Genomic DNA, 12479 nt, shown 5'->3' with positions numbered 1-12479 from the left:
GCGACGTATCGTGCAGCATCAACGCTGTCGCTATTCCACCTTCGTCCCGGTGGACTTCACCAGATCGCCCCATTTCGCGATTTCCTTTTTCTGGAAAACCGCGAAATCATCTGGTGACATCGCAGACGGTATGACGCCCATTCCCTCCAGGCGCGCCTGCATATCGGGTGAATGGATGATCTGCGCGAGTGCTTGATACAGCTTGTCCACGATGGGCCGCGGCGTGCCGGCCGGCGCAAAGATCGCTTGCCAGGCTTGTACCTCGTAGTCTTTGACGCCCGCCTCTTGCATCGTGGGCACCTCGGGCAGGCTTTTCAGGCGCTGCGGCGAGGTCACGGCCAACGCGCGCAGGCGCCCGCCTTTGACCTGCGGTACGACCGTCGGTCCCTCGAACATGAAGTCGACCTGTTGCCCGATCACGTCCGGGATGGCCGAGCGCCCCGAATATGGCGCGTGCACCAGCTTGATGCCCGCTATCTGCTCCAGCAAGACACCCGACAGATGTTGTGTCGTACCGATCCCGGAAGACGCATACGAGATCGTGCCGGGTTTTTCGCGCGCGGCGTCGATGATGTCCTGGACCGATTTGAATCGGCTTTCGTTGGATACGACCAACGTATTCGCATTCATGCCGATGATCGTGATCGGCTGAAACGATGCAACGGGATCGTATTGCATGTCCTTGAACAAGCTGGGGTTGATCGCATGGGTCGCAATGCTGGCGCCCAATAATGTATAGCCATCAGGCGGTGCCTTGGCTACATAGGCCGACCCGATCATTCCGGTCGCGCCGGCGCGATTTTCCACCACGACATTGTCCTTGAGCGCTTCGCCCAGTTTTTGCGCCATGATGCGGCCCAGCACATCGCTGTTGCTGCCGGGCGCGAAAGCAATCACGTAGTTGATCTGTTTACTGGGCCAGGTGTCTACCGAGGCTCGGACGGAACGCGGGGTGATACCGAATGCACATGCGACTGCACTGGCAACGCCGGTCAGCCCGGCGGCCACGAAGGTTCTGCGATTCATGGGTGTCTCCTCCCGGATCTCGTTCCGGGTTGGTGTTCAGGATGCCGGCGTCGTCCTCCGGCCTCAGGGGTGATGCGTAGACATATTGCTTTTCTGATAGATGCGCTACTTGGGTAATGCCAGTGTCTGCACGCCCGGGATTTCAAAATTCACAGACGCCAGGCCGTCCTCTAGCGACACGCGTTGCGCGGCCGTCAACTCGACGAGCGGCGGTCTGACCGTGGCCCAACCCTCGTCACCCGCTCGTTGCGCAATGGCGGCCTTCATCGCGGGGATCATGGGGAATTTCTGGAACACATTACGGACGGCATCCAGGCCGGCCTGCAACGCGTCGGCGTTGTCGCTTTGCCATTCTCGATACAGCTCGGCGATGGGGCCCGGATTGACGTTGCCCGTGGCGGTGATGCAACCGACACCGCCGCCTCGCAGCGTACGCAGCAGGAATGTCTCGCTGCCTGCAAACACGTCGAATCCTTGCGGTTGGAACGTCTTGAGCATGGCTTCGGTGTTGCTCCAGTCGCCGGAACTGTCTTTGATGCCGGCGATATTCTTGGGATAGGCCTTCAGCAAGCGCTCGATCAACCCCATACTGATACCGACCTGCGCGACGGGCGGGATGTGATACAGATACACGCGCAGGTTCTCGTCGGCGACTTCATCGATCACCTGTGCGAAGGCTCGATATAGTCCTTCGTCGCTGACGCCTTTGTAGTAGAACGGCGGCAGCATCAGTACCCCGGCACATCCCGCTGAGACCGCATGCCGAGTCAGCTCGATCGCGTCGGGTAACGCGCATGCGCCGGTGCCAGGCATCATGCGGCCGGCGGGCAACCCTGCTTCTAACAAGGCATCAAGCAACGCTCGTTTTTCGGCAACGCTTAGCGAGTTTGCCTCCGAGTTGGTGCCGAATATCGCCAGACCCACGCCCTGCTCCAGCAGGTTCCTGCAATGCGCCACAAAGCGCGGCGCCGACGGTGTGTAATCAGGATTGAACGGTGTCAGTACGGGAGAAAGCACGCCACGCAAACGCGGCGTATCAGGAATCAATGCAGGCATGATCGAGCGGGCTCCATCGGAAAGTCAGTTGTGAACGCGTCAACGCACGGTGCGCCATTGCCCATAGCGCTCGACCATGGACTCATCGAAATCAAAGCCCAGACCCGGGTCTTGCCGCAACAGTACCCGGCCATTTTTGTGTTCGAGCTGACGATCCACCAATTTGCGGAAATTCAGCACCTGATCGTCCCAGAAAAACTCGACGTACCGCGCGTTGGGTGTGGCGGCGACCAGCGGGGCATGCAGATCGTGGAACCAATGGGGGCATACGATGACGCCGTAGCTCGCGGCCGTCGCCGAGATGCGCCGCCATTCGGTAATGCCGCCGCAGACGGCCGCATCATGCTGCAAGATCGCCGCGGCGTTCTTGTCCAGCAATTCCTTGTGATACCAACGGCCATAGCCGATCTCGGCCGTCGCCACGGGGATGTTGGTGAGCGTGGCCAGTTTTGCATGGCTGTCTACGTCGTCGGGCGAAAACGGCTCCTCGATGAAATACGGGTTGTATTGTTCGAAACGGCGCACGTACTGCATCGCCTGCGTGGTATCTACCCAGGCATTGTTCATGTCCATCATGATTTCGACATCCGGCCCCACTGCCTCGCGCGCGGCGCGCAAGCGGGCTTCTTCTTCGGCAGGCGATAGACGGCCGGATTTCATTTTCACGGCGTTAAAGCCCTTGGCCACATAGCTGGCCATTTCCTCGCCCAGCATTTGCGGGGTCTTGCCGTCGAGGTAATAACCGCCGCTGGCATAGGCCGGCACCGAGTCCAACTCGTATGCGCCCAGGAATCGATGCAGCGGCAATTGCGCAGTGCGCGCGTTCAAATCCCATAGTGCCGTATCCAACGCACTGATGGCACGCATCACGGTGCCGGCACGCCCCTGCAGCAGGGATTCCTGGTACATGTTCTGCCACAGGCGTTCGACCGCGTGGGAGTCCTGGCCGATCAGAACCGGCGCGAGCAGTTGCTCGACGGCGTTGACGAACAACTCGCCCGCGGCGCTGCCGACATAGCAGAATCCGATGCCCTCGACACCGTCTGTCGAACGCACTTTGACCAGGCCGTAATAGCGCGTGCTGACGGTACGGGTGGAAAACGAAGTGACTTTGTCCAGCGGGACGGCGGCGGCGCAAACGTCGACGGAAAGAATCTTGGGCACGTGGGGCTCCTCAGAGTGGGCATACAGAAGAAAGTGTATGGATGTATTCTGGACCGGTGAAAGAAAAAGAAAAATAATGTTCTGGCATTTTGTGAAGTTATAAAATCCATCTTTTTAGTCGCTGCGATAGCGTCTGGCGCCCATGGACACACGATTCCTGCAGAGCTTCATTTATGTGGTGGAAACCGGATCGATCGCCGGTGCCGCCCGCCGGCTGGATCTGACGCCAGCATCGGTCGCACAGCGGATCAAGGCGCTGGAGGCCGACGTAGGCAGTCAATTGATCGTACGCGCCGGACGTACGGTCAAGCCCACGCTGGCCGGCAACCGCATCCTGCAGCGCGCGCATACGGTATTGAGCGAAGTCCGGGATCTGCGCTCTGCCGCCTCGGAAACCAATTTGCCGGCGGGCCCGTTACGTCTGGGAGCCACGCCGACGGGCTTGACGCACATCCTGCCCGGCGTGCTCAAGCAGTGGGTGCAGGCCCATCCTCACATTGAGATCTATATCGAACCTGCGCCCACCACGGTGCTGTATCGACGGGTGCTCGATGGCCATCTGGACGCGGCCGTCATGGTGCACCCCTTGTTCGATCTGCCCAAAAGTTGTGCCTGGCACGGACTGCGTAATGAGCCTTTGACCTTGGTGACGCCTGCAGAGATGCGTGTGCGAGATCCGATCAAGACGCTGGCGGCCGAGCCTTTCATTCGATACGACCGCCAAGTCGTCGGCGGCAAACTGGCCGATGATTATCTGCGGCACCACGGCGTACGCCCACGTGTGCGTTTTGAACTCGACGGCATTGAATCGATAGGCAGGCTCGTGGCCGAGGGGCTGGGTATTTCCATATTGCCCGACTGGAATGTCGGCGGGCCGCCCGATATGGCGATCACGCGCTGGCCCCTGCCTGCACCGCGGCTGGAGCGGCAGGTCGGCATTATGTGGACCCGTGCGAACGTGCGCGCGCAATTGGCGCAGGCGCTGGTAAGCCTGGCCGCGCCCTTGTTTCAGGCCACGCTCTGAACTGTCAGCCGTTCTGCGGTCGCCATCCATTCCTCGGATCCGCGCCGGAGCAACGCTGCAGCAGGTAGGCGAAATCGTCGCTGCCCATCATCTTATTGGACAAAGTCGCGATGATAAGCGTCCGCCAGCAGCACATAGCCCTTCTCGCAGCGAATCGCCATTACCGGGGCCAACACGTGCCCGGACGCCAGCAACAGTTCCGTCTCATCCGCAATACCCGGAGCTGCGCTGCTATCAAGTACGGCGCCACGTGCCTGCCGCGTACGGATCGCCAACATGATGGACGCCGCTTGATCTTCGATCGTGGGGTTGCTTAAATCCGCCAGTGCGTGGCGCCGCAAAGCTTCCGAGCGCCCGCTCCTATCAGCAAAGTCAATCGCGTAAACAGGGCGTGTGGAGGGGTCTCCTCCCGCAAAATCCGCCGCCGCTTTGGGGTCGAAAGCCGTGCTCAGAAACCCGTCGTACATTATCGGTTGTCCTGACAGAAATGCCCTGACGTAATCGCGGCCCGCGACCCGAGTACTCATGGCGGCGGTCTCACCGTCGCTAATTGCTCCGATACCTTTCATCACGCATGCGTCGGCAATAGGAGGTCCTGCTTTGAGGAACTTATCCAGCAAGCGCGCCTCCCGTTGCAGCTCATCGTCATTTTCAAACCGCGCCATGACGTCTTGCGGCGTGTACTCGACTCCGGCACTACTGACATAACGCAGTAGAAATTCTTCGCACCATTGCTGTACTTTTTCATCGTCATCGGTCGGGTACTGGCCCGGCATGGACGCATGCAAAAAATCGCGTAGCGTTTTGTGCCCGCATATGATTGCGCTCATCAAGATGTGGTCGCCACAGCTGCGATAGTTATCTACTGCGTACTTCAGGTCAGAACCATGCGGATCGGTGCGCCTTAGATGCTCGGCAGTCGCAGCACTTTGTTGCTGCAACAGTTCGAGGGTAAACGGAAATTTGCCCAGCATCAGCGCATTGATGTCCGCCAATCTTTCCTGCGCAAAGGCCCGGTTGCCTTGGCTGTCGGCCAGGATCGCCCGAGTCGCCTCCGAACTCGGCGGCCCACTTAGCGCAAATCGCTGCGGCCCCTGGCCCACAGGCGATACCAGGCGTCTGGCAAAGCGCAGTGGCGAAAGCGGCGCGGAAACGAACTGGCGGTTTCCTATCGTTACCCTGTCGGCCGCTGTATCGCCTGGCTGGTGTTGAAAAGCCGCGTGTACCGTCGCAGCCTGAAAATCAGGCCCAGACGGCACGCCTGACGTTGAGGCACCCAAAAACGTGGGCTGCCTGGGAAAAAGAGTCAACCGGCCCGGACTCGCGAGGGTCAACCCCTGCATACTGGACCTGGCGCTTAGCTGCCCCGCCGGCTGAAAGCTCGCATGAGTGCCCGCGACGGAACTGCCCATGCCCCCTAACCGTGACACAGCAGCATTTCGGGGCCCCAGATTCTGGGATAGAGACGCCGCCGCATGTCTGCCCCCTCTTCCTGCCCCAGGTGAGAAGTCTGACGCAGTGCGGCCGGGGTTCACCCCGCTCCTCGAGCCCTCTGCGGGCGGCTGCGATGACGTAGAGGGAAATACACCAGGACGTTGGTTTGGGCGGATGGGATTCATTTGCGCACTTTATCGTCCCCAACGCCACGCTTTCGCTCGGTAATCCGAAGCGGGTGACTTCCACCCGAACTTCTTTTCTTATTCAGTGGGCGTTACCACCCAGCCGGCGTGCATAGCCCGCCAACACGATGCGTTCGGACTGCACAAGGTAATCGTTGAGCGCATCAGCGGCTTGACGGAATTCGCCCGCCTCCGTCTGCAGCAGGATCTGCTCGTTCATTTCTGCATAAGGCGCATGCAGAAACTCCGGGTCTTGCAACAGCCCAAACACCAGCCGCAACTCGACCAACAAATGCGAGAACATATCGTTCAATCGCTCGCTGTCGGCCAACTCGACGATCGCCTTATGAAACGCCATGTTGGCCGTGCCTACGCCTTGCCAATCTTGCTGCGCGCGGCATCGCAGCGCCTCTTCCACGGCTTGGCGTATCCGTTGCCGTGCAGGATGACGTGGATACGCTTGCGCCAGTGCCTGGCATTCGATGATACGGCGGACGCGGTAGATGTCGATGATGGACGCCATGGTGGGCACGGCGACCGACACACCACAATTGGGCAAATGGGTCAGCAATCCTTCCTTGGTCAGAATGCGAAAAGCTTCACGGAGTGTGTTGCGCGACACATCCAGGACCTGAGTCAAAGCCGCCTCGGATAACCGCTGGCCTGGCACGAACTCGCCATTGATGAGCCGAGAACGAATTTGCTCGGTGACTTTGTCAGTGAGGCTTTGATGAGCGTCGGAATGGCGCATAAGTAGGGTTGGCGCAGCGCGCGAAACATAGCAAGAAAGTAGGCCGAGTGTATCGGAACCCGGTCTCGGACGTTCCCATTGTCGCAATTTCTGCCCTGACCTAGGGCAATTACCGATATTCGATCGAAACTGTATCAACCTACTATTCAGCCTGTTTTGTAGAACAATAATGTAACTATTGATCTACATGATCGTCCAATCCAATCCATTAAGGGGAGTGATCATGAGTCACACCGATACGCTTGCCGCGCCCGCGCGCGAATTCGCCAACAAGCGGCGCTCTTCGCTGCTGGGCGCAATTTTCCTGATGGCCACCTCGGCAATTGGCCCTGGTTTCATCACGCAAACGGCCACATTCACTGCCACCATGGGCGCGGCCTTCGCTTTCGGCATCCTGGCGTCTGTCGTGATCGACTTCATCGTTCAACTGAATATCTGGCGCATCGTGGCCCTCACCCGCAGACGCGCGTCAGACGTTGCCAATGCAGTGATTCCGGGCAGTGGCTACCTGCTGGCCGCCCTGGTGATCTTCGGCGGGCTGGTATTCAACGTCGGCAACATCGCAGGCGCCGGATTGGGTTTGAACGCCCTGCTGGGTCTGGACGTGAAATGGGGAGGTGTCATCAGTGCCGTGCTGGCTGTCAGCCTCTTTCTGTCGCGCCGAGCCGGCGTGGCCATGGACCGCAGCCTCATCGTCCTGGGCATCGTCATGATCCTGATGACGGTGTTTGTCATGTTTGCCTCCCAGCCCCCCGTGGGCGAGGCGCTACGCCAGACCGTACTGCCAGACCATATCGACTTCGCCACTATCACCACCATCGTGGGAGGCACGGTAGGCGGCTATATCACTTATTCCGGGGCACATCGCCTGTTGGACAAAGGCCTGACCGGCCCTGAGCACGTCGACGCCATCACGCGTGGCGCCTTCAACGGCATTCTTGTCACCGGCATCATGCGCTACGTGCTGTTCCTCGCCATTCTGGGCGTAGTCGCCAGCGGTGTGGTTCTCGACCTCTCCAGCCAGGCTGCCAACCCGGCCGCCCAGGCGTTCCAGGCTGCCTCCGGCGAATTCGGCCTGCGTGTCTTCGGGCTCATCTTATGGGCTGCCGCCCTATCGAGCATCGTAGGGGCGGCCTACACATCCATGTCCTTCATTACCGTCTTCAACAGCAAAATAGGCGAGTCCGGCCGTAATCGCGCTACGGTGATTTTCATTTCAATTTCGCTGGTGATCTTTGCGTTGCTGGGCACCGCGCCCGCGGCGTTGTTGGTGTTTGCCGGCGGCTTCAATGGCCTGATTCTGCCGTTGGGACTCACCATTTTCATGATCGCCGGTTGGACGCGTCGCGATTTGATGGGCGGTCACACCTATCCCCGTATCCTGCTGGTGTTGGGCACAGTGTGCTGCCTGCTGACCTGGTTCATGGGCTACAAGTCCATCGGCCCCATCTTCTCCTTCCTATCGCTGCATTGAGGATGCGAGAGCACATGACACAGATAGACCTGAATAGCGACCTCGGAGAAAGCCTGGGCGCCTGGAAAATGGGTGATGACACAGCCATGCTGCGAATCGTCTCCAGTGCAAACGTGGCTTGCGGTTTCCATGCTGGCGATGCGGCGGGCATCCTCGCAACCCTCAAGGCGGCGCACACTCATGGCGTGGCGGTCGGGGCCCACGTGGCCTACCCCGATCTGGCCGGTTTTGGACGCCGCAACATGGATATCTCCAGCGCCGACCTGGTGGCCGATGTCATCTACCAGATCGGCGCGCTCCAGGGGCTGGCAAGGGCCGCCGGTACGCGAGTCACCTACGTCAAACCCCACGGAGCGCTGTACAACACCATTGCGCACGACTCACGCCAAGGCAATGACGTTATCACGGCCATACTGGAGATCGACCCGTCGCTATACCTGGTCGGGTTGGCTGGTTCGCCGCTCGTGGCGCAGGCGCGCGACCGTGGTGTGCGTGTCATCGCAGAGGCCTTTGCCGACCGCGCCTATACGCCGCAAGGCACGCTGGTTTCGCGCCGCGAACCGGGCGCCGTGCTGCATGATCCGGCCTTGGTAGCTCGCCGGATGCTGCGCCTCGTAGAAGATGGCGTGGTCGAAACGTCAGATGGCAGTTTGACACGCCTGCAAGCCGATTCGATCTGCGTACACGGAGACAGCCCCGGCGCCATCGAAATGGCACGCGCCGTGCGGCTTGCCCTGGAGCAAGCTGGCGTGCGCATCCAGGCATTCGCCGGCGCCGAATCCTCATCTCATCAGCAGCTGCCTACGTCGCACAGGAGGCCCCATGCGCTTTCTACCAGTCAATACTAATGCACTGCTCGTAGAGCTCGACAGCCTCGAGCAAACGCTGGCGCTGTTTGATGCATTGCAAACCCGCCCCATTCCTGGCGTCACCGAGCTCGTCCCTGCTGCGCGTACCGTACTCATCGTCTTTCATCCGGAAATTGTTTCGGCCAGGACATTAAGAGCCGACGTCGCCACGCGCGACATCACCACTACGGTGGCGCGCAACGGCAAACTCATCGAAATCCCCGTGCACTACAACGGCGAAGACCTGCAGGACGTCGCGCGCATGCTGGGCCTCTCGCCCGAGGAAATCGTGCGTCTGCACACCGGCCGCATTTACACCGTGGCATTCACCGGTTTCGCGCCGGGCTTTGCCTACCTCAGCGGCGGAGATCCCAGGTTGGACGTGCCGCGCCGTCAGACTCCGCGCACACGCATCCCGGCCGGCGCGGTGGCGCTGGCCGGCACCTTCAGCGGTATATATCCCCAGGCCAGCCCGGGAGGTTGGCAGATACTGGGCATGACCGACACGCCGATGTGGGATATCTCACGTGAAACGCCCGCCCTGCTACAACCCGGCTATCGCGTGCGATTTGTCGATGCCGGTCCTGCCTCCGTCCGTACACCTCTGCCGAGCTCCGTTTTGCCGAGACCCGTGGCACAGCCAGCGAGTCTGCCCGCGCTGGAGATCGTGGCGCCTGGACTCCAGTCGTTGTTCCAGGACCTTGGTCGTGCGGGACAGGCCCGTCAAGGCGTGGCCATGTCGGGCGCGGTGGACCGGGCGGCATTGCGCGCGGCCAATCGGCTCGTGGGCAATTTGGCCGGAGACGCCTGCATCGAAACTGTCTACGGAGGACTGCAGGTGCGTGCTCACGGTGCGTGCGTCGTGGCCGTCACCGGTGCCAAAGGCGAATTGACACTGCGTACCACGAACGCCGCAAGCTGGACTGTGCCTAGCCACCAGGCGATTGCCCTGAACGATGGCGATACGCTCACGCTGGGCCAGCCATGCGCAGGCATCCGGTATTACCTCGCTGTACGCGGTGGTTTTGATGTGGCGCCGGTGCTGGGCAGCCGGGCCACCGATACGCTGGCCCGCATCGGCCCGGCCCCCTTGTCTGCGGGCGACCTGATCGCCATTCCTGCACCTCGGCAGGGAGCCATCGTTGGCATGCCCGAAGCTCCTGTGCCCGACCTCCCCCGCTCGGACACCGAGGTCATACTTGATATCGTGCTCGGCCCGCGCACCGACTGGTGTGATAAACGGGCCGTCTCGTTGCTTCACGAGCAGGCGTGGACGGTCACACCCGAATCCAACCGTGTCGGCATCCGCCTGAACGGCGCACACGTCCTGCAACGCTCCAATCATGCCGAGCTTGCCAGTGAGGGGACGCGCAGAGGCTCGATCCAGGTGCCGCCTAGTGGCCAACCCGTGGTGTTCTTGACCGATCATCCCCTGACCGGTGGCTATCCGGTCATCGGATCGGTAGCCCCCTGGCATCTGGATCTGCTAGGCCAGATTCCCATTGGCGCGCGCGTTCGTTTCAACCCGATCTCCGAATTTGTGCCGATCGAGATGCCCGTCATGCAAATCTCGTCGCAACTACCCGAACCCGTATCCCTATCATGAAGAAAGTCCTGATTGCCAATCGCGGCGAAATCGCCGTACGTATCATCCGCGCCTGCACTGACTATGGCGTGCAGTCCGTTGCCGTATATGCCGATGCCGATGTCGAGGCATTGCATGTACGTATGGCCGACGAGGCCTATGGTTTGCAGGGCGAGCGCCCTGCCGACACCTATCTGAACATTGACAAGCTCCTGGCTATCGCGCGCCGCAGCGGTGCCGACGCCGTCCATCCGGGTTATGGTTTTCTCTCGGAAAACGCGACCTTTGCACGCGCGGTCATCGACGCCGGACTGGTCTGGATTGGCCCCTCGCCCGACACGATCGAGCGCTTGGGCGACAAAGTACAAGCTCGAAAAATCGCTATGGAAGTCGGCGCGCCCCTGGTCGCAGGCACAGCCGAACCGGTTGGCGGCGCCGAGGAAGTGTTGGCCTTTGCGCGTGAATACGGTTTGCCTATTGCGATCAAAGCGGCTTTCGGTGGCGGTGGCCGAGGGCTCAAGGTAGCCTGGCACATGGAGGAAGTGGCGGATCTTTACGACTCGGCAGTCCGGGAAGCCGTCACTGCCTTTGGTCGGGGCGAGTGTTTCGTCGAACAGTATCTTGACCGGCCGCGCCACGTTGAGGCACAGGTCTTGGCCGATCAACACGGCAATGTCGTGGTGCTCGGCACACGCGACTGCTCGTTACAGCGACGCAATCAAAAACTGGTGGAAGAAGCCCCTGCCCCTTTCCTCACCGACGCACAGTCTCAGCAGATCCACGACGCCGCGCGCAACATCTGCGCGCACGCGGGTTATGTCGGGGCTGGCACGGTCGAGTTCTTGCTAAGCGCGTCGGGCGCCGTGTCTTTCCTGGAAGTCAATACGCGGCTGCAGGTCGAACACCCTGTCACGGAGGAAACCTATGGCCTGGACCTGGTGGTAGCGCAGTTGCGCATTGCCGATGGCCTGCCCCTGGACATCGCGGCCACGCCTGCTCCTCGTTGCCATGCCATCGAATTTCGTATCAATGCCGAGGATGTGGGCCGGGGTTTTCTACCGTCTCCCGGGCGCATTACTCGCTTTGATCCGCCTAGTGGCCCCGGCGTGCGCCTGGATACCGGCGTGGCCACGGATTCAACGATACCAGGCACGTTCGACTCGCTGATGGCCAAGCTCATCGTGACCGGTGCAACGCGCGACCAAGCCATTGCACGCGCCCGCCGCGCCCTGAAAGAGTTCCGTATCGAAGGCCTAGCCACCGTCGTACCATTCCATCGCGCGGTCCTGGCACATCCGGATTTCGTGGGAGGGCCCCACGGCTTCAACATCCACACCCGCTGGATAGAAACCGACTTTAACAACGACCTGCAAGCCGCTGTGCGCCCTGCTGCGCCCGACACTACACGCTTGCAGCGCATGGCCCTGGAAATTGACGGTCGGTATGTGACGTTAGGTCTGCCGCCGGGATTGCTTCGTGGCCTGTCGTCAAGCACCGAACTCGTCGACGAAGCGTCTGCGCTGGGCGCCTCGGCTGATTCGGCGCAATCTGTGACGGCTCCCCTGGCAGGCACGATTCAGTCCTGGAAGGCCGAGGACGGCGCCCAGGTCAAGCAAGGCGAACTCATCGCCGTGATGGAGGCCATGAAAATGGAAATGCAGGTACTCGCTCACCGCGATGGCACGTTGACGCGTCATGTCGAAATCGGCGAAAGCGTGGCCGCTGGTGCCTTGATCGCAACCGTTGACTGACACGCTTGCCGCTTGCACAAAGCTGGAAATGAACATCCCTGATTCGAGCAATTCATGTCGCGGCGTGTCATTGCATAGAGGAAGAATCAGGGAAAACTTCGTGTATGAAAATCAATATTCGCACCAGACATGACAGTTTTATTGCATAGAACTTAAGTTCTCAGTTCTCACTCGTTACTCA

Annotated in this window: 10 protein-coding genes; 5 read left to right on the top strand and 5 right to left on the bottom strand. The window is 60.5% G+C overall.

The genetic code is table 11. The features are described 5' to 3' along the window. Positions 1-30: 30 nt before the first annotated feature. The 3 genes from ACYVIT_RS13645 to ACYVIT_RS13635 form a co-directional block, all read right to left on the bottom strand. A complete protein-coding gene (locus ACYVIT_RS13645; RefSeq protein WP_415805095.1) occupies positions 31-1026 on the bottom strand; it encodes a Bug family tripartite tricarboxylate transporter substrate binding protein in 996 nt (331 codons plus the stop codon). Between the two features lie 105 nt (positions 1027-1131). After that, positions 1132-2082 carry a dihydrodipicolinate synthase family protein gene (locus ACYVIT_RS13640; RefSeq protein WP_415805094.1) on the bottom strand — a complete coding sequence of 317 codons (951 nt, stop codon included), beginning with the start codon at positions 2080-2082 and terminating at the stop codon, positions 1132-1134. Between the two features lie 39 nt (positions 2083-2121). After that, positions 2122-3246 (bottom strand): mandelate racemase/muconate lactonizing enzyme family protein, encoded by a 1125-nt coding sequence (locus tag ACYVIT_RS13635; RefSeq protein ID WP_415805093.1) that lies wholly within the window; start codon positions 3244-3246, stop codon positions 2122-2124. Positions 3247-3388: 142 nt separating this feature from the next. On the opposite strand from ACYVIT_RS13635, the gene ACYVIT_RS13630 reads away from it, so the two are divergent. After that, positions 3389-4270: a LysR substrate-binding domain-containing protein gene (locus tag ACYVIT_RS13630; RefSeq protein WP_415805092.1), complete on the top strand. Its 882-nt coding sequence runs from the start codon at positions 3389-3391 to the stop codon at positions 4268-4270. A gap of 92 nt (positions 4271-4362) precedes the next feature. Here ACYVIT_RS13630 and ACYVIT_RS13625 read toward each other — a convergent pair whose 3' ends face one another. Next, positions 4363-5265, bottom strand: coding sequence for a hypothetical protein (locus ACYVIT_RS13625; RefSeq protein ID WP_415805091.1), 903 nt, complete (start codon positions 5263-5265; stop codon positions 4363-4365). 706 nt (positions 5266-5971) lie between these two features. After that, positions 5972-6640 carry a GntR family transcriptional regulator gene (locus ACYVIT_RS13620; protein WP_415805090.1) on the bottom strand — a complete coding sequence of 223 codons (669 nt, stop codon included), beginning with the start codon at positions 6638-6640 and terminating at the stop codon, positions 5972-5974. 223 nt (positions 6641-6863) lie between these two features. Between ACYVIT_RS13620 and ACYVIT_RS13615 the strand changes: the two genes are divergently transcribed. The 4 genes from ACYVIT_RS13615 to ACYVIT_RS13600 are packed head-to-tail and all read left to right on the top strand — an operon-like array spanning position 6864 to position 12298. Beyond that, positions 6864-8114 (top strand): NRAMP family divalent metal transporter, encoded by a 1251-nt coding sequence (locus ACYVIT_RS13615; RefSeq protein ID WP_415805089.1) that lies wholly within the window; start codon positions 6864-6866, stop codon positions 8112-8114. 14 nt (positions 8115-8128) lie between these two features. Beyond that, positions 8129-8962: a LamB/YcsF family protein gene (locus ACYVIT_RS13610; protein ID WP_415805088.1), complete on the top strand. Its 834-nt coding sequence runs from the start codon at positions 8129-8131 to the stop codon at positions 8960-8962. Beyond that, positions 8937-10568, top strand: a complete 1632-nt coding sequence (locus ACYVIT_RS13605; RefSeq protein ID WP_415805087.1) for a 5-oxoprolinase subunit B/C family protein — start codon at positions 8937-8939, stop codon at positions 10566-10568. Before ACYVIT_RS13610 ends, ACYVIT_RS13605 begins: the two co-directional genes overlap by 26 nt. Continuing rightward, the gene (locus tag ACYVIT_RS13600) at positions 10565-12298 is read left to right on the top strand and encodes an acetyl/propionyl/methylcrotonyl-CoA carboxylase subunit alpha (protein ID WP_415805086.1); all 1734 of its coding nucleotides are present in this window, start codon (positions 10565-10567) and stop codon (positions 12296-12298) included. The genes ACYVIT_RS13605 and ACYVIT_RS13600 overlap by 4 nt, the downstream gene beginning before the upstream one ends. Positions 12299-12479: the final 181 nt, after the last annotated feature.

The sequence above is a fragment of the Bordetella muralis genome (assembly GCF_054781015.1).
This window is presented reverse-complemented; position numbering and strand designations above follow the sequence as displayed.